This window comes from Kibdelosporangium persicum (genome assembly GCF_013280595.1).
Lineage (GTDB): Bacteria > Actinomycetota > Actinomycetes > Mycobacteriales > Pseudonocardiaceae > Kibdelosporangium > Kibdelosporangium persicum.
The window spans coordinates 106,083-123,347 of sequence record NZ_JAAATY010000012.1; the positions used below are offsets into that span (position 1 = coordinate 106,083).

The following is a 17,265-nucleotide window of genomic DNA, read 5'->3' on the forward strand; positions in this document are numbered from 1 at the left end:
TTGTCGATCCGGCGGACGTCAGGACGAGCTGACGGAGTAGCGCGTGGTGGTGAACTCCAGTCCGCCGCTCGACGAGGTGATCTCGAAGCCGAACTGCACTTCGCCGAGTGTCACGTCGCCGTACCAGCCGCGGTTCCTGATCCAGTTCAGCACCGCGAGCACGTCCACCGTGCCGGAGTTCGTGTTGGACGTCCGCACGAAGGAGAACACCTCGTTGTGGCCGTTGCTGCCGCGATGGACGTCCCACGTGTGACCGCCGACCGTCGCCGTGGTCTGCCTCGATCCGATCGGCCCGACCGCGCCTTGCTTGTTCATCCACAGCATGACTTCGTAGGCGTTGTTGTTGGCCCAGATGTCGTACGCGGTCACGTAGGCGCCGCTGCCCGGTCGCGTGACCGTGAAGTCGCTGGAAAGGCTGCGCAGGCCGCTGAGCGACCGGCCGATGTGCCTGGCTGAGTGCGGATAGGACTTCACACCGCCGGTGTTGGGGTGGTTGGCCCAGACTCCGTAGTTGCCGTACGAGTTCGCCCAGATCGTCTGCGGGCCGGCGCCACTGCCCCAGATGTTGTTGCGGACCGTGTAGCCGCCGTTCGACCAGGTCCCCCATTGGTCCGACGAGGACCAGGCCGCCGCCTGCGCGGTCCCTCCTGGCACCAGCGTGACGGCCAGGGCTGCGGCGGCACCGCACACCAACGAACGTAGTGAAGTACGCATGGACGGGTTCCTTCCGAGCGTCTTTGCGCGGACGGGTGCAGGGCTCGAGAACGTCGAAGCGCTTCGACTGACTATGACACCGGCCACAGAGGCGGTCAAGAAAGGTCCACTGTTCGCGTTCACAACCCGGCCACAGGTATTGAGCCGAACGGCGCATTCGTCACCAGAATACCGTGGTGTTTCAGCAGCTCAGACGCGAGCGGAGGATGTTAGCGCTTACATATTTTCGTCGACGCTGTTCTGCCACGCCGTTACATTGGTCTTCGCCGTCGCTCACCTGTCCACGTCACGTTGGCGAACTTCGATGCGACGAGCAACCAGTACCTGTTGATCCACGAGGCGATCGGGTCGGACGGTCACCGGTGGTTCCGTTCATGGACCGCGCCCGCCATCACCGGCCCGTGGACCGCGTTGGCCGACACGGAGTCGAACCCGTTCGCCCGCGCCAACAACGTCACCTTCCCCATTGGACAGTGGACACGCGACATCAGCCACGGCGAGATGATCCGCACCAGCGTCGACCAGACCATGCGGGTCAGCCCGTGCAATCTCCGCTACCTGTACCAGGGCCTGGATCCGAACGCGGGAGGCGAGTACGACCGACTGCCATGGCGGCTGGGCCTGCTCACGCAGACGAACTCCACCTGCTGAAGGCGTGCGGCCGGGGTGGGATCAGTGCGGGCGGCCGGCTTCTGGTACGGGTTCCGGCTCCGGCTCTGGGTCCGGCTCACTGAGCTGGTCTCGGATGTAGTGCCAGATCACGGCGATCATGGCGGCGAGCGGCACGGCGAGCAGACTGCCCGTGATGCCCGCCAGGCTGCCGCCCAAGGTGACGGCCAGCAGCACCACCGCCGCGTGCAGGCCGAGGCTGCGGCTCTGCAGCATCGGCTGGAAGATGTTCCCTTCGAGCTGCTGCACCACGATGATGATGCCGAGCACGATCAGCGCGTCGGTCGGGCCGTTGGACACCAGCGCGATCAGCACGGCCACGAAACCGGCGAACAACGCACCGACGATGGGCACGAACGCCGCGATGAATGTCAGGACCGCCAACGGAAGTACCAGTGGTACGCCCACGATCCACAGCCCCAGGCCGATGAACACGGCATCCAGCAGACCGACCGCTGCCTGCGACCGGACGAACGAGCCGAGGGTGTCCCAGCAACGCGTCGCCACGGTGGGGACGTCGGTGGCCAGGCGGCCCGGCAACTGCCGGGTCAGCCACGGCAGGAACCGCGGGCCGTCCTTGAGGAAGAAGAACATCAGGAACAACGCCAGGACAGCGGTGATCACGCCGTTCGCCACCGCACCCACGCCGGTCACGGTCGCGCTGATGATGCTCCCGATGCTGCCCTGGATGCGGGCGACTGCCTCGTCGAGCGCCTGGCTGACCTGGTCGTCACCGATGTTCAACGGTGGCCCGGACGCCCAGTCCCGCAGTTCCTCGATGCCGTTGATCACGCCTGTGGTCAACTCGTCCGCCTGGGACGCCACCGGCACCGCGATCAACGCGACCGTCCCGGCGGCGCCGAGCAGGAACAGCACGGTCACGGTCGTGGCGGCCAGCGCGGGCCGCCATCCGCGCCTGCGCAGGAAACGGGTCATCGGCCACGTGAGGGTGGTCAGCAGCAGGCCGATCACCAGCGGCCAGACCACCGGCCACATCCAGCCGAGGATCCACAGCGCGACCCAGGTCAGCAGCAGGACCAGCAACACGTCCAGGCTGATCCGCGCCGACGTGCGCAGCGCGGTCCTGGTCTTCGTGGCATTCAGCGTGACACGCATCGGCACACCCTAGAACCCGCCGCCAGTCACGGGAAGCAACAACACCCACTCCTCGTGAGTGTTTATCGGTGTTCTAACCCCGATAAACACTCACGAGGGGGTTGGGGCCTCAGCTTGCCGTGGAGCCGCGGATCACCAGCCGGCACGGGTTGGTGTGCCTGCCCGGGGACGGGCGGCCGCCGATCGCGGCGAGCAGCAGTTCCGCCGCGGTCCGGCCGAGCTTTTCCAGATCCATGTCGACACTGGTCAACGGCGGCTGGCTGCCCAGGGCCATCACGTCCCAGTTGTCGAAGCCGACCAGCGCCACGTCCTCGGGTATCCGGCGGCCGGACGCGCGCACCGCGTCGGCCACTCCCCTGGCGATCTGGTCACTGCCGCAGAAGATCGCGTCGATCTCGTTGTCCCCGCTCAGCACGATCTTCGCCGCCTGACGGCCCCAGTTCTCGCTCCACTCCCCGAACAACGGCGGTCCGGCGAGACCCAGGCCCGCCTCGGCGAGCCGGTCGGCGGCCGCCGCCGCCCGCACGGTCGCCGAGTGGTGGTGTTCCGGTCCGGTGATGTGGGCGATTCTGCGGCGCCCCACCGCGAGCAGGTGATCGATCGCCTTGGCCGCACCGCCCGCTTCGTCCGGCACGACCGAGCAGTCCCCCTTGTCCGTGGAACTGATGAACGCGTAGACGACCGGGATGGGCAGGCCGGTGCCGATCGGTGGACGCGCCTGCGTCCGGCGGCCGGTGACGATGATGCCGTCGACCCGGCGGCTGAGCAGGGTTCGCAGGTAGTACTGCTCGCGGATCGGATCGTCGCGGGCGTCGCACAGGAACACCGACATCTCGCCCGCGCCCAGCGCGTCCTCCGCGCCCATCATCAGCGGGATGCTGAACCGGCCGATGGTGTCGGTGGTGATCATGCCGACCGTGTAGGTCCGGCCGGAGTTCAGCGCGACGGCGGCCTTGTTGGGCTGGAAACCGAGTTGCTCGGCCGCCGACAACACCCGGTGCCGCGTTTCCGCCCGCAGTGATCCGCGGCCGTTGAGTGCTTTGGACACCGTGCCGACCGAGACACCGGCGAGCCGGGCCACGTCGCTGATCGTGGCCGGCCTGTTTCCGGCGGTTTCCGCGGTTTTCCTTCCGGGCATGCCGCCCAGCGTACCGCCCGACCGGGTCATCCGGATGAAACACGGTCTTGACAGTGCCCTGCCGGCAGGCCAAGGTGAGGACGGAAACCGTTTTCCTAATTTTCCTGGATGTCGCCTTTCGAAGCCCCGCAGCCGCCCGCGGCTCTGCACCGGGAGACACCATGAGCACGTACCGGACCGCGGTCCTGCTAACCGGTTTGCTGGTCATCGCCGCCTGTCAGAGCGGCCCGTCGGAGTCGTCGGCCGGGGACACCGGCGCGGTGGACGACGGGACGACGATCACCATGTGGACCAGGTCGCCGACGGCCACCTTCAGCCAGACGCTGATCGACGCCTACAACGCCTCGCACAAGAACAAGGTGCAGCTCACGGTCTTCCCGGCCGACTCGTACCAGCAGAAGGTCGGCACGGCCGCGGGGGCCGGGCAACTTCCGGACGTGCTCGCCGCGGACGTCGTCTACGCCCCCAACTACGCCTCGAAGGGCGTGTACCTCGACATCACCTCGCGGGTGAACCAGTTGCCGTTCAAGGAATCTCTCGCACCGGCGCACATGAAGGCGGCCACCGGCAACGGAAAGACCTACGGCGTCCCGCACGACATCGACCTGTCCGCGGTCTTCTACAACAAGGTGCTGTTCGAGCGCGCCGGCCTCGACCCGGAGAAACCACCGGCCACTCTGGACGAGATGGCGGCCGCGGCCAAGAAGATCCAGGCGTTGGGCGGTGACGTCAGCGGCTACTTCTTCGGCGGCGCGTGCCCCGGCTGTCAGCTGTTCACCAGCTGGCCGATGATCTGGGCCTCAGGCGGCACGGTGCTCAACGAACAGGGCACCGCCTCCACGATCGACAATCCGACAGCGGCCAAGGTGTACTCGCTGTTACGCCAGATGTACGCCGACGGCGTCGTGCCCGCGTCGGCCAAGAACGAGTCCGGTCCGACGTGGACCCAGTTGTTCGGCGAAGGCAAGGTCGGCATCCAGCCGATGGGCGCCACCGCGTTGCAGGGCATGAAGGAAGGCCCGGACCTCCGGATCGGCGTCGCGCCGATCCCGGGGCTGACCGGCGGCAGTTCGACCTTCGTCGGCGGTGACGTGCTGGGCATCAGCGCCAACAGCAAGAACGCGGCCGCGGCGTGGGACTTCATCTCCTGGACGCTGTCCGACCAGGCTCAGGTGGAGGTCGTGGCCAAGAGCAAGAACATCACGGTCCGATCCGACCTGGCGGACAACACCTACGCCAAACAGGACCCGAGGCTGGGCGTGTTCAACCAGCTGGTGGGCCAGGGCCAGACACCGATCTCGGTCAACTTCGGCAAGACGTTCAACGACGCCAACGGCCCGTGGACGGCCACCGTGATCGAAGCGGTGTTCGGCTCGGCGGACGTGGCGTCGGTGCTGAGCAACCGCAATGCCGCCATCACCACGTCCTTGTCCAGCGGCGGCTGACGATGGTGTCGCTGTCACCGCCCAAGCTGTCAGCGCCGGCGCCTTCGCCGCCGTCACCGCGCGGCCGCAGGTCGATCGCCCGGCACCGGCGCCGACTGGGCTTGCTGTACGTCACCCCGATGGCCGTGCTGGTCGCGGTACTGTTCGTCATCCCGCTCGGGCTGATGCTCTGGATGTCGGTCAACCACTGGCCGTTGATCGGAGCGTCCGCGCCCAACGGGGTGCAGAACTACCAGGCCCTGCGGGACCCGCTGTTCCTGCGAGCGGTCTGGTTCACGCTGAAGTACACCGCGGTCACCACGGTCGTGCTCGGCCTCGTCGCCTTTGGACTGGCGATGCTGATGCAGCGGGACCGGCCGCGTGTCGGCGCGTTCCGGACGATCTTCTTCCTGCCCAGTGCCGTCGGGCTCGCCTCGACCAGCCTGCTGTTCTACGGGCTGTTCACCACCGACGCGTCCGCCCTCAACGGGCTCGTGGAGTTCCTGGGTCTGGGCCGGGTGGACTGGCTGGGCTCCCACGACAACGCGCTCGGCTCCACCGTCGGCATGATCACGTGGCGGTTCGCCGGGTTCTACATGCTCATCCTGATGACCGGTCTGCACAGCATCGACCCGGTGCTGTACGAGGCCGCGCGGATCGACGGCGCGAACCGGTGGCAGATCCTGTGGCGGGTGACACTGCCGTTGCTGCGGCCGACGCTCGCGCTGACCATGGTGCTGTCGCTGACCGGTTCGCTGCTGGCGTTCGACCAGTTCTTCATCCTCACCGGCGGCAGGCACGACACCGCCACCGTGGTCATCGGCATCTACCGCGAGGCCTTCCTCTCGCAGGATCTGGGCCGGGCGGCCGCCGTTTCCGTGGCGATCCTGGTCGTGCTGATCGTCGTGAACGTCGCGCAGATGCGGCTGATCCGCCGGGAAGGGCGGTGACGACGTTGCTGCGGCGGACGGGTTTCTACGTCACGGGCGGCGCCTTGGCCGTACTGTTCCTGCTCCCTCTACTGTGGACGCTTTCGTCCTCGGTCAGCGGACGGCAGGCGTCCGACGGCGCTGAAGGCTGGGGTTTCGCCAACTACCAGCGACTCGCTGACTACGGCAGCGGATTGGACACATACCTGATCAACACAGCAGTGGTCTCCCTTGTTGCGGTCTCGGTGACCGTGGTGACGACCACGCTGGGCGGGTACGCCATGGCCCGGCTGGCGTTTCCGGGGCGCAACCTGCTCTTCTTGGTGACGCTGGCCATCCTGATGGTTCCGTACAGCACGATCCTGGTGCCGCTCTACATCCTGCTCGGCTGGCTGGGCCTGCAGAACTCGCTGGTCGGCCTCGGGCTCGTGCTCGCGGTGCTCCAACTGCCGTTCGGCCTGTTCATGATGCGCAACTCGTTCGAGGCGCTCCCAGTCGAACTGGAAGAGGCAGCGTTGATCGACGGCTGCACGGTCGGCGGAGCGTTGCGCCGCGTGCTGCTGCGAGGCGTGCTCCCCGGGATCGTCACTGTCGCGTTGTTCTCGTTTTTGGCGGCGTGGAACGAGTTCGTCGCGCCGCTGATCTTCCTCACCGACGGCGAGAAGTTCACGCTGCCGGTCGCGCTGTTCAACCTGCAGTCCGGCAGCCTCGGTTCGGTCGACTTCGGCGCGCTGCAGGCGGGCGTGGTCGTTTCCGCCCTGCCGTGTGTCGCGGTTTTCCTGGTACTGCAGCGGTACTACGTACGCGGTTTCACCTCAGGAGCCCTCAAGGGCTGAAGGCGAAAGGGACATCCTCGATGACCGACCAGACTCCCGGTCCCGTCCACCCCACGTCCCACGCGACTGCGGCGCTGCGGCCACTTCCCATGACCGACATGACGTTCGCGCCCGGCGGCTTCCTCGGCGGCTGGCAGCAGCGCAACGCCGACCGGTCCCTGCCGTACTGCATCAGCCAGCTCGACGCCTCGGGCGCGCTGGACAACCTGCGCCGCGTCACCGGGGAGGCGGACGGGGACTACCAGAACATGTGGTTCGCCGACAGTGACGTCTACAAGACCCTGGAGGCCGCGGCCTGGCAGCTCGGCCGGGCTCCGGAGAACGCCGAACTGCGAGCCTTCGTCGACAGTGCGGGAGCGTTGCTGGCCAAGGCCCAGGACGAGGACGGATACCTCAACTCGCACCGCATGGTCGTCGAACCGGAGAAGAAGTGGCAGGACCTGCACTGGAGCCATGAACTGTACTGCGCGGGCCACCTCATCCAGGCCGCGGTCGCCGCCGCGCGCGCCGGGGTGGGTGCCGAGCTTGTCACGGTGGCGCGGCGGTTCGCCGATCTGATTGTCTCGCGCTTCGGCAGTGTCGACGACGTCGACGGGCATCCGGAGATCGAGACGGCATTGGTGGAGCTGTACCGGGTGACCGGGCACCGGCCGTATCTCGACCAGGCCAGGCGGTTCATCGACCTGCGCGGGCATGGGCTGCTCAACGGCGACCGGTTCGGTTCGGCGTACCTGCAGGACCATGTTCCCGTCCGGCAGGCCGATGCCGTGGCCGGGCACGTCGTCCGTCAGCTGTACCTGCTCGCAGGCGTGGTCGATGTCGCTGTGGAGACGCACGACGATGAACTGCTGGATGCCGCCCACCGGTTGTGGGAGGACGCGTTCGGTGCCAAGACGTACGTCACCGGGGCCCAGGGCTCACGGCATCGTGACGAGGCGTTCGGTGCCCCGTACGAACTGCCGTCCGACCGGGCTTACGGTGAAACGTGCGCGGGGATCGCGAGCTTCCAGTGGAACTGGCGCATGTTGCTGGCGACCGGCTCGGCGAAGTACGCCGACGAAATGGAACGGGCGCTGTACAACGTAATCGCGGGTTCCACCGCCATCGACGGCACGCACTTCTTCTACTCCAACACGTTGCACCTCCGCACCGGCCATGACGGCTCTCACGAAGACGCACCCTCGCAGCGCCTTCCGTGGTACTCGTGCGCGTGCTGCCCGCCGAACCTCGCCCGGTTGCTCGCTTCGCTCTCCGGCTACGCAGCCACCGCCAGTCCCGGTGCACTGCAGATCCATCTGTATGGGCAGGGAGAGCTACGTACCACTGTGGACGGCCATCCGGTGCATGTCGCGATGCGCACCGAATATCCATGGGACGGCAAGGTCGAGCTGACAGTGACCACCGCGGCGCCGATGACGCTCACCCTGAGGATTCCCGGCTGGAGCACCGATGCCCAGGTTGACGGCACACCGGTTGACGGCCGCTACGTCCACGTGCGTAAGGACTGGTCCGCCGGCGCCACCGTCACGCTCGATCTGCCCATGCCGGCGCGTGTTGTCCGGCCGCATCCCCGGATCGACGCGGTACGCGGTTGTGTCGCACTGGCGCGCGGCCCGCTCGTCTACTGCCTGGAACAAGCCGATCTACCGGACAACGTGACGTTGGAAGACGTGCGGATCGTTGCCGATGCACCGATCACCGTCGTGCCAGGCAGCCCCGTCACGCTCACGGCAAGCGGCTCCGTCGAACCGCCCGCCTCCGACGAGCTCTACCCAACCCACACCACTGCCTCGCACACCGGCGAGCCGATCACGCTCACCGCTACGCCGTACTTCCTGTGGGGCAACCGCAAACCAGGTCCCATGCGCGTCTGGCTCCCCACCCCCTCGTGAGTGTTTATCCGGGTTAGAACCCGGATAAACACTCACGACATCACCCTGCGACAAGGGCATGTCATGCGAGGGGATGTTAGCGCTAACAGTCGGCTAGGATGCCGGTTCGCCGGACGGGGAGGCGAGCCTGGTGTTCAGCGACACCGGAGTGCCGAAGTTCGGCGTTCCGTCCGCGTTCCAGGTGATTTTCTGGGCCCGGGCGGACCGGTTCATGTCGCAGCCGCCGTTCACCGAACTGTTGGCGTGGTACACGATCCAGTCCTCGGTGCCGTCCGGCGACTTGAAGAACCCGTTGTGCCCGGGCCCGAAGACACCGTTGGCGTTGTCGCGCTGGAAAACCGGCCGGCTCGACTTGACCCACGACGACTCCAGCAGCGGGTCGCCGCCGTTGTACGTCAGGATGCCGAGCTTGTAGTCCGGCGTGGAGCAGTGGCTGGCGGAGAACACGATGAACGTCTTGCCGTTGCGCTGCAACACCTCGGCGCCCTCGTTGACCGCGCCGCCCACGGTCTCCCAGCTGTAGGTCGGCCTGGACAGGATGCGCCGGGTGCCGCTGGCGGTCCAGGGATTGGCCAGCGGACGGATGAAGTTGGGCTGCGATCCGTTGTAGAACGTGCCGAGCAGATAGAGCCTGCCGTTGAGCCGCAGGATGCTCGGGTCGAGCTCCCAGGTGTTGTCCTGAACGGGATCCAGCATGTCCGCCTTGAAGCTGTACGGGCCCATCGGGTCGGTCCCGGCGCTCTCCAGCACGTGGATGCGTTGGCTGCCCAGGTCGAACGGCTGCCTGCCCGCCGTGTAGTAGAAGTACCAGCGTTTGCCGTTGGGGCCGTCGAGCAGGTGGAACTCCGGCGCCCACATCGTTCCGGCGCCGTTGGGCCGGGTAAGGGTGAAAATGACGGTCTCCGGCGCGTTCGCCAGCCCGCCCAGGGTGCGCGACCTGCGCATCGTGATCGTGGAGTTCCACGTGGTCGACGCCAGGTAGTAGTAGCCGTTGTAGTACTGCAGCCAGGGATCAGGCCCTTGCCAGTCCAACGGATTGGTGAACGTGGCCGCGGCGTGGGCCTGCCGCGCGGGAACCACTGTGATCAGCGTCGTGGTCAGCGCGGCCACCAGGCAGGTGATCAGCCACCCCGAGGCCCGCCATGGTCTGCGTGGTCGGAACGGAAACATCATCGAGCCCTCACATCCGTTGAAGGGAAAAGGGAAACAACGACGGGCACCCGTTGAAAACGCTACATCCCGTACGGTCGGCTGTACAGGTGCAGCGACAGAAGGCACCGATGTGGACAGTGCCAGCATCGGCTTGTTTCCTTTTGTCACAATGCTTTCAGCTCAGAACACCGCATTGACAGCCCTGCTACGTTCCAAGAAGACTTACGGCACAGCACCGGGAAGTGACGCGCATGCGCAGAACCGCAGCCCTCACCGCAATAGTCGCTTTAGGACTCTCGCTGACCGGACCGCTCACCGCGTCGGCGGCACAGCCCATCGGTTATCCCACGTTCACCGGACCGGCGACTCCGGCCGTCCCGGTCGCCTACACACCCAACGACATGATGCGTGCCATCTACGACCAGGAGAGCCAGGGCACGGACTTCTGGATGGACCGGCTCCTTGCCCGGCAAGGTACCGATCCGGCGGGCACCTGGCTGATGAGCCGAGGCCGCGCGGTTTTCATGAAGACCCATGATCCCGCGGTGATCGGGTTCGGCGGTCAGGTCGCCTACTGGGAAAGCATCGACAACCGCGCCGCGTACTCGATCAACCTCAGCCCGGGCACGTTCACCGAGAACGCCGCACAGCGCCTGCAGACACCCAGCTACTGGAAAGGCTTGCACACCAGTGGTTCCCTGCGGGTGGAACAGCGAAAGTTCATCACCGCCGACAACGTCGCCGTCACCACGCTGACCATCACCAACACCGGGAGCAGTTCCCAGACGTTGCAGCTGCGCGCGACATCGCCGTACACGAAGACAGCCGAGGGCAACGAGCTCACCGGAATCGTGGACGCGAAGAACAAACTCACCACCGTGTTCCCGCGGCTCGCCGGAGACGGGTTCACGGTCAACGGCACCGACCTCACCCGATCGGTCACCGTGGGCGCGGGCCAGAGTGTGCAGACCAAGGTGGTCATGGGCTTCGTGACCGAGGAGATCCCCGCGTCCCTGACCGACTACCAGTCCTATCGGAGCGCCACGCCGGCCGCCGCGTTCGCCACCCATGTGCGCGCCTACAACCGTTGGTGGGCCGACAACGTCCCCTACTTCGACGTGCCGGATCCGGCCATCAAGAAGCACATCTACTACCGCTGGTGGCTGATGCGCTTCAACTACCTCGACGCGGACATCCCCGGCAACGACTTCCAGTTCCCCACCTCGGTGGAAGGTGCGCTGGGCTACAACAACGCCATCGTGCTCACCGTGCCGATGTTCGTGGACGACCTGAAATACCTGCGCAACCCGATGTACTCCTTCGGTCCGTGGGTCTCGGCGGGTGAGGTGTCCCGCAACCGGCGCTACACCGACAACCCAGGCGATCCGGAGAACTGGAGCAACAGCTACACGCAGTACATCTCCGAAGCCGCATGGCGTAGCTACCAGATCCACGGCGGACAACCGGTGATCGCCGGCAACCTGGCCCGGTATGCCGAGCAGGACGTCAAGGGACAGCTGGATTTCTACGACCAGGACCGCAACAACCTGATCGAATACGACTGGGGCGCGCTGACCGGGAACGACGCCGACGCCGTCTCGTTCCACTGGCGAGACGGACGACTGGACCGTACTGAGTCCGCGTACGTCTACAGCAACGCCCTGGCAGCCGCTCAGGCGTACGACACGATCGGCAACACCGCCAAAGCCGCTGAAATGCGCGCCATCGCGGCCCGGGTCCAGCAGGCGGTCGTGAACGTCCTGTGGAACTCGCAAGCACAGGTGTTGCAGCACAGGCATGTGCCGACCAACGCGCTGGTGCCGTGGAAGGAGATCAACAACTTCTACCCGTACTCCGTCGGGTTGATGCCCAACACGGCACAGTACCGCGAAGCGCTGAGGTTGTTCGCCGACGAGAAGGAGTATCCGCTTTTCCCGTTCTACACGGCGAACCAACGTGACAAGGCCGCCGCCGCGGCCGCGGGCAAGCCGGGTACCAACAACTTCTCGCAGATCAACTCGACCGTGCAGTTCCGGCTGTTCTCCTCGGCACTGCGCAACTACCCGTCCGCGCACATCACGCCCGAGATGTACAAGAAGCTGCTGTACTGGAACGCCTGGGCGCAGTACATCGGCGGCGACACCCGGTGGCCGGACTCCAACGAGTTCTGGGCCGACTGGAACGCGGCCACCAAGACCATCGGATACCGGTCCTGGATCCACCACACGACACTCGGCAGCAGCAACTGGACCGTCGTCGAGGACGCGATGGGCTTGCGCCCCCGGAACGACGACAAGGTCGAACTGTCCCCGATCACCATCGGCTGGTCCCATTTCACGGTCAACAACCTGCGGTATCGCAACAACAACCTGACCATCGTGTGGGACGACCCCGCCGACGGCGTGACGCGATACCCCGGAGTTCCACAGGGATATTCCATCTACGTCAACGGAACCCGCGCGCTCACGATCGACCGGCTTGCGCACGCGATCTGGGACCCGCGCACCGGCACGGTCGCCTTCCCTGGCCAAGCCGCGAACGTTCTGCACAGCACTTCGGTCGCCGGAATGCAGGCGCCCAGCCAGGTCATGCACACCGACGACCGGATGACCGACATGTTCGCCAAGGCAGGCGTCAACCTGGGCAACAACACGAACCTCACGGCGGGCGCGACTGCGTCGGCCTCGTACACCGCCACGGGAACGACGACCGCGGCCGCGGTGGACGGCTTCACGATCAACGAACCGTTCTGGGGCAGCAAGGGATCACCCAATGCCCAGGACTCCTACGAGCTGAACCTGGGTTCCGCCAGGACGTTCGACGACATCCGGGTGCATTTCCGCAACGACCGGGCAACCGGTGGCTACGCCGAGCCTGCCATGTACCAGATCCAATACCACAACGGCAGCACGTGGGTCACCGTGCCAGGGGCGAAGACACCCGCGGCACCGAGATCGAACTACAACCGGGTCCAGTTCCCGGCGATCACGGCCCAGCGGGTCCGAGTACTGATGACCCATCAGCCGGGCTTCCGGACCGGGCTGACCGAGGTGAAGATCTTCAGCTCCGGCAACCCGCCCGCTGCCGCCAACACCGCGCCCTACGTCCTGGCCCGGCGGGACCCGGCGTTCAACCAGCCCGGGCAGGCGAGGTTGCTCGGCAAGGTCAAGGACGACGCGCTGCCGTCCGGCACGCTGTCCACGGCCTGGTCTAAGGTCAGCGGCCCAGGCACCGTCATCTTCGGCTCCCCCAACGCCCCCACCACGCTGGCCTCCTTCAGCGCCCCGGGCACGTACACCCTCCGCCTGACCGGCAGTGACGGCGGCGCCTCAGCGTCCTCGCAGGTCACCGTGACCGTCTCGCAGGGGTCCGCCTTCAACCTCGGCCCCGCGGCCACCGCGTCCGCGTCCTACACCTCGTCCTGGGAAAGCGTGGCCGCGATCAACGACGGTGTCACCCCAGGGAGCTCGAACGACAGCCCGAGGTGGGGCACGTGGCCGCAGACCGGCGAGCAGTGGGCCGAGCTGACGTGGACACGGCCGCAACGCCTGAACGCCGCGAGCCTCTACTTCTTCGACGACGGCGGCGGTGTCCGAGTGCCGAGCTCGTGGAAACTCCAGTACTGGAACGGCAACGCGTACGCCGACATCCCCAGCACGTATCCCGTGGCAGTCGACCAGTTCAACACCGCCACGTTCGCGGGCGTGACCACGACTCGCCTGCGGGCGGTCCTCACGTCCGGCGCGGGGTCCGTCGGCCTGGTGGAGTTCCGGGCCCTGGCCGAGACACCGACCGCGATCAGAGCCGTTCACCAGCCCACGCTCGTCGGTCAGATACCGGCGCTGTCCGCCACAGTCACCAAGGTCTACGCCAGCGGAGCGCGGTTGGACTCCACGGTGACCTGGCAGCCGATCGAGCAGTCCCAAGTGGCCACGGGCGGCACGTCGTTCACTGTCCAGGGCATTGTGGACGGCACCGGGCTGCCGGCGTCCGCGACGGTGTGGGTACGGCCGCACAACCAGGTCAGCATCACGTTCCTCGAACCGGAGACCGTGGTCACGCCCGCCGGAGTCGCCCCTGTCCTGCCATCCACGGTCACGGCCACGTTCAACGACGGCTCTCGTGACAACGTCAGCACGACCGTCACCTGGGCCTCGATCGACCCGTCCCGTTACGCACAACCGGGCACCTTCACCGTGACCGGCCAGGTGCCCGGGACATCCCTGACCGCACAGGCGAATGTGGAGGTCAAGTCCCATGGCTGAGATCAGCCGCAGAACCGTCCTTCGTGCCGGCGCCACGGCCGTCACGGCATTCGGCGCCGCCCCGGCGCACGCAGCGGACATCGGTGTTTCGGCCGAGGCGTTCCCGCTGTCCGCGGTGAGTCTATCGCCGGGGCCGTTCCAGGCCAACACCGCCCGGACGCACAGCTACCTGCTCTTTCTCGACCTCGACCGGTTGCTGCACACGTTCCGGCTCAACTACGGCCTGCCGTCCTCGGCGGCGCCGTGCGGCGGTTGGGAGTCCCCGACGACCGAACTACGTGGACACTCGACCGGCCACGTCCTGACCGCACTGGCGCAGGCGTATGCGAACACAGGCCGTGCGGAGTTCAAGTCCAGAGGTGACCACCTCGTCGCCGAACTGGCCAAATGCCAGGCCAGGGCGTCCTCTCCGGGATATCTGTCGGCATTCCCGGAGAGCTTCATCGACCGCGTCGAAGCCCGGCAGCAGGTATGGGCGCCGTACTACACCCTGCACAAGATCATGGCCGGTCTGCTGGACATGCACATGCTCGCCGGCAACACGCAGGCGTTGACCGTGCTCACGGCCATGGCCGCGTGGGTGAAGCGACGCAACGACCGGCTGACCCTGGCCCAGCGGCAGAACATGCTGGACACGGAGTTCGGCGGGATGAACGAGGTGCTGGCCAACCTCTACCTGCTCACCGGCGATCCGGCCCACCTGGCCACGGCGCGGTACTTCGACCACGCCGAGATCTTCGACCCGCTCGCGGCCGGCCAGGACCGGCTCAACGGCTACCACGCCAATACCCAGATCCCCAAGGCGATCGGGGCGATCCGGGAGTACCACGCCACCGGGGAGACCCGGTACCGGGACATCGCGACGAACTTCTGGACCATCGTCACCCGGGACCACACCTACGCCATCGGCGGCAACTCCAACGGCGAGTACTTCAAGGCACCCGGCCGGATCGCGAGTGAGCTGAGCGACTCCACCTGCGAATGCTGCAACTCGTACAACATGCTCAAGCTCACCCGGCAGCTCTTCCGCACCAATCCGCAAGCCTCTTATGCGGACTACTACGAGAAAACGCTCTACAACCACATCCTCGGCGCCCAGAACCCGGACTCGGCGCACGGTTTCCACAGCTACTACATTCCGCTGCGGCCAGGCGGGATCAAGACGTACAGCAACGACTACCACAACTTCACGTGCTGCCACGGCACCGGGATGGAGAGCAACACCAAGTACGCCGACAGCATCTACTTCTTCACCGGCAACACCCTGTACGTCAACCTCTTCATCGCCTCGGAACTGCGCTGGCCCGGCCGTGGCATCACGGTCCGGCAGGAGACGACCTATCCCGAAACCCCGTCGACCAGGCTGACGTTCACCGGGTCCGGGCAGATCGCGGTGAAGGTGCGGATTCCGTCCTGGACCTCCGGCGCCCGGCTCCGGCTCAACGGCACGGTGCAGAACGTGCCCGTCACTCCCGGAACCTTCGCGACGATCAGTCGCACGTGGACCGGCGGGGACGTGCTCGACGTCGACCTGCCGATGGCGCTGACCCGTGACGTCACTCCGGACGACGCGTCCGTACAGGCCGTGAAGTACGGCCCGATCGTGCTCGCCGGTGCTTATGGCACGACAAACCTCTCCACCTTGCCCACGCTCGACCCGGCGTCGATCCGAAGGGCGAGCACACCGTTGCGGTTCACCGCTTCGGCCAGTACCGGACCTGTGAACCTGATGCCGTTCTACGCCATGCACGGCCAGCGGTACACCGTGTACTGGCGCATCCGATAACCGAATGAGAGGAGGTTCTCCTCATGATGAGAAAAGGCACCGCCCTGCTGGCCATGATCACGGCCACGGTGTCGATGCTCCTGGTGTCGATGCTCACCATGCCTGCGGTCACGCACGCGGCCGCCAAGCAGTCCCGGGTTCCGCGGTTCCTCATCGAGAACAACGCCTATCTCGGCAACTCCCGGGAATCGGCGAACTTCGTGGTTCGCTGGGGCGACGCGGTCGATGTGGTCGCCTGGGCCCGGGCGAACCGCGGGATCGCCGACTATCCCGCCTACGTGCTGGACAAGATGGAGAAGACGTACACGTACTACGTCGACCAGGTCCGGTTCGCCGATCCGGCGGCGGTCGCGCCGGCCAGGGACTACAAGATCAACCTGTACCTCTGCGGCAGCTGGTCGCGTGGTTTCCTGCCGCCGGCGAACTGGGCGGGAACCGACGAGATCGGCGTCGGCCACATCTGCATGCCGTACGACAAGTACTGGGATGACTGGGTCGAGTCGCACGAGTTCAACCACGTCCTCCAGGCCTACGCGTGTCAGCTCAACCGGGAGAACGGCAACGGAGGCGGGTTCGGCTACGGCAATCCCAATTCCGGCCGGTTCTGGGAGGCGCACGCCAACTTCAACGCCAGGATGCGGCGTCCCGAGGTGGTGACCGGCTCGGGGTACCACGGCCGCAACCACTACCGTTGGCTGGCTCAGGAAACCTATTACGGCGACTGGATTCTGCTGAACAAGATCCGTGACACGTACGGTGTGGACAAGGTGCACCAGATGTGGCGGGACGCCAAGCACGGCGAGCACCCGATCCAGACGATCAAGCGCATGTTCGCCCCCGGGCATCCCGCGTTCGCCGACCTGATCGGTGACTACGCCCGGCGCAACGTGGTGTTCGACTACAGCGACGGCCGCGCGATCCGCAGCGACCTGTGGCGCGACAACGCTCCGTACCGTCCTTTGTACACTGTCGGCCTGGAGGGCATCGGCCAGGGCAACTACCGCATTCCGGCCTCCGTGGCGCCGCAACAGTACGGCTACAACCTGATCCGGCTCACCCCGGACCAGGCGCGGCAGGTGTCCGTCCGGCTCAACGGGACCGTGGACCCGAACCTGGGTTCGGACTGGCGGTTCAGTTTCGTGGCGGTGAAGAGCGACTTCTCGGTGCGCTACAGCCCGCAGTTCGCTCCCGGCGCCACCGGCACGTTCCAGCTCGCCGCGGACGAGCCGTACCTGATCCTCGCCGTCGCGGCCACGCCGTCGAAGCACGTCAACTATCCGGACGGCGCCCGCATCGACACGTTCCCTTACCAGCTCGCCATTCAAGGCGCGACGCCTGCCTGAG

Annotated in this window: 12 protein-coding genes; 8 read left to right on the forward strand and 4 right to left on the reverse strand. The window is 66.3% G+C overall.

What is annotated here, in order from left to right; genetic code table 11:
• Positions 1 to 18: 18 nt before the first annotated feature.
• Positions 19 to 714 carry a glycoside hydrolase family 12 protein gene (locus GC106_RS22175; protein ID WP_173133888.1) on the reverse strand — a complete coding sequence of 232 codons (696 nt, stop codon included), beginning with the start codon at positions 712 to 714 and terminating at the stop codon, positions 19 to 21.
• 291 nt (positions 715 to 1,005) lie between these two features.
• Here GC106_RS22175 and GC106_RS22180 point away from each other — a divergent pair, with 291 nt between their 5' ends.
• Positions 1,006 to 1,365 carry a non-reducing end alpha-L-arabinofuranosidase family hydrolase gene (locus GC106_RS22180; RefSeq protein ID WP_246366553.1) on the forward strand — a complete coding sequence of 120 codons (360 nt, stop codon included), beginning with the start codon at positions 1,006 to 1,008 and terminating at the stop codon, positions 1,363 to 1,365.
• 21 nt (positions 1,366 to 1,386) lie between these two features.
• On the opposite strand, the gene GC106_RS22185 is transcribed toward GC106_RS22180, so the two are convergent.
• Positions 1,387 to 2,499: an AI-2E family transporter gene (locus tag GC106_RS22185; protein WP_173133891.1), complete on the reverse strand. Its 1,113-nt coding sequence runs from the start codon at positions 2,497 to 2,499 to the stop codon at positions 1,387 to 1,389.
• A 109-nt stretch (positions 2,500 to 2,608) separates the two neighbouring features.
• Positions 2,609 to 3,637, reverse strand: coding sequence for a LacI family DNA-binding transcriptional regulator (locus GC106_RS22190; RefSeq protein WP_173133894.1), 1,029 nt, complete (start codon positions 3,635 to 3,637; stop codon positions 2,609 to 2,611).
• Between the two features lie 161 nt (positions 3,638 to 3,798).
• On the opposite strand from GC106_RS22190, the gene GC106_RS22195 reads away from it, so the two are divergent.
• From GC106_RS22195 to GC106_RS22210, 4 genes are read left to right on the forward strand one after another with little or no spacing between them, the layout of a single operon-like run.
• Positions 3,799 to 5,082 (forward strand): ABC transporter substrate-binding protein, encoded by a 1,284-nt coding sequence (locus GC106_RS22195; RefSeq protein WP_173133897.1) that lies wholly within the window; start codon positions 3,799 to 3,801, stop codon positions 5,080 to 5,082.
• A 2-nt stretch (positions 5,083 to 5,084) separates the two neighbouring features.
• Positions 5,085 to 6,011 carry a carbohydrate ABC transporter permease gene (locus GC106_RS22200; protein WP_173133900.1) on the forward strand — a complete coding sequence of 309 codons (927 nt, stop codon included), beginning with the start codon at positions 5,085 to 5,087 and terminating at the stop codon, positions 6,009 to 6,011.
• Positions 6,008 to 6,826, forward strand: a complete 819-nt coding sequence (locus GC106_RS22205; protein ID WP_173133903.1) for a carbohydrate ABC transporter permease — start codon at positions 6,008 to 6,010, stop codon at positions 6,824 to 6,826. Before GC106_RS22200 ends, GC106_RS22205 begins: the two co-directional genes overlap by 4 nt.
• Positions 6,827 to 6,846: 20 nt before the next feature.
• The gene (locus GC106_RS22210; protein ID WP_173133906.1) at positions 6,847 to 8,718 is read left to right on the forward strand and encodes a glycoside hydrolase family 127 protein; all 1,872 of its coding nucleotides are present in this window, start codon (positions 6,847 to 6,849) and stop codon (positions 8,716 to 8,718) included.
• A 93-nt stretch (positions 8,719 to 8,811) separates the two neighbouring features.
• On the opposite strand, the gene GC106_RS22215 is transcribed toward GC106_RS22210, so the two are convergent.
• Positions 8,812 to 9,891 carry a glycoside hydrolase family 43 protein gene (locus GC106_RS22215; protein ID WP_246366555.1) on the reverse strand — a complete coding sequence of 360 codons (1,080 nt, stop codon included), beginning with the start codon at positions 9,889 to 9,891 and terminating at the stop codon, positions 8,812 to 8,814.
• Positions 9,892 to 10,121: 230 nt separating this feature from the next.
• On the opposite strand from GC106_RS22215, the gene GC106_RS22220 reads away from it, so the two are divergent.
• The 3 genes from GC106_RS22220 to GC106_RS22230 are packed head-to-tail and all read left to right on the forward strand — an operon-like array spanning position 10,122 to position 17,264.
• Positions 10,122 to 14,135: a discoidin domain-containing protein gene (locus tag GC106_RS22220; RefSeq protein ID WP_173133909.1), complete on the forward strand. Its 4,014-nt coding sequence runs from the start codon at positions 10,122 to 10,124 to the stop codon at positions 14,133 to 14,135.
• Entirely contained in the window at positions 14,128 to 15,921 is a 1,794-nt protein-coding gene (locus tag GC106_RS22225) for a glycoside hydrolase family 127 protein (protein ID WP_246366563.1), read from the forward strand. The genes GC106_RS22220 and GC106_RS22225 overlap by 8 nt, the downstream gene beginning before the upstream one ends.
• 23 nt (positions 15,922 to 15,944) lie before the next feature.
• Positions 15,945 to 17,264, forward strand: a complete 1,320-nt coding sequence (locus GC106_RS22230; protein ID WP_173133915.1) for a DUF6055 domain-containing protein — start codon at positions 15,945 to 15,947, stop codon at positions 17,262 to 17,264.
• Position 17,265: the final 1 nt, after the last annotated feature.

What these genes read in the sequence shown, in the direction of transcription:
- GC106_RS22175 (WP_173133888.1), bottom strand. Translation starts at nt 714, where the DNA reads ATGCGTACTTCACTACGTTCGTTGGTGTGCGGTGCCGCCGCAGCCCTG.
- GC106_RS22185 (WP_173133891.1), bottom strand. Translation starts at nt 2,499, where the DNA reads ATGCGTGTCACGCTGAATGCCACGAAGACCAGGACCGCGCTGCGCACG.
- GC106_RS22190 (WP_173133894.1), bottom strand. Translation starts at nt 3,637, where the DNA reads ATGCCCGGAAGGAAAACCGCGGAAACCGCCGGAAACAGGCCGGCCACG.
- GC106_RS22195 (WP_173133897.1), top strand. Translation starts at nt 3,799, where the DNA reads ATGAGCACGTACCGGACCGCGGTCCTGCTAACCGGTTTGCTGGTCATC.
- GC106_RS22200 (WP_173133900.1), top strand. Translation starts at nt 5,085, where the DNA reads ATGGTGTCGCTGTCACCGCCCAAGCTGTCAGCGCCGGCGCCTTCGCCG.
- GC106_RS22210 (WP_173133906.1), top strand. Translation starts at nt 6,847, where the DNA reads ATGACCGACCAGACTCCCGGTCCCGTCCACCCCACGTCCCACGCGACT.
- GC106_RS22215 (WP_246366555.1), bottom strand. Translation starts at nt 9,891, where the DNA reads ATGATGTTTCCGTTCCGACCACGCAGACCATGGCGGGCCTCGGGGTGG.
- GC106_RS22220 (WP_173133909.1), top strand. Translation starts at nt 10,122, where the DNA reads ATGCGCAGAACCGCAGCCCTCACCGCAATAGTCGCTTTAGGACTCTCG.
- GC106_RS22225 (WP_246366563.1), top strand. Translation starts at nt 14,128, where the DNA reads ATGGCTGAGATCAGCCGCAGAACCGTCCTTCGTGCCGGCGCCACGGCC.
- GC106_RS22230 (WP_173133915.1), top strand. Translation starts at nt 15,945, where the DNA reads ATGATGAGAAAAGGCACCGCCCTGCTGGCCATGATCACGGCCACGGTG.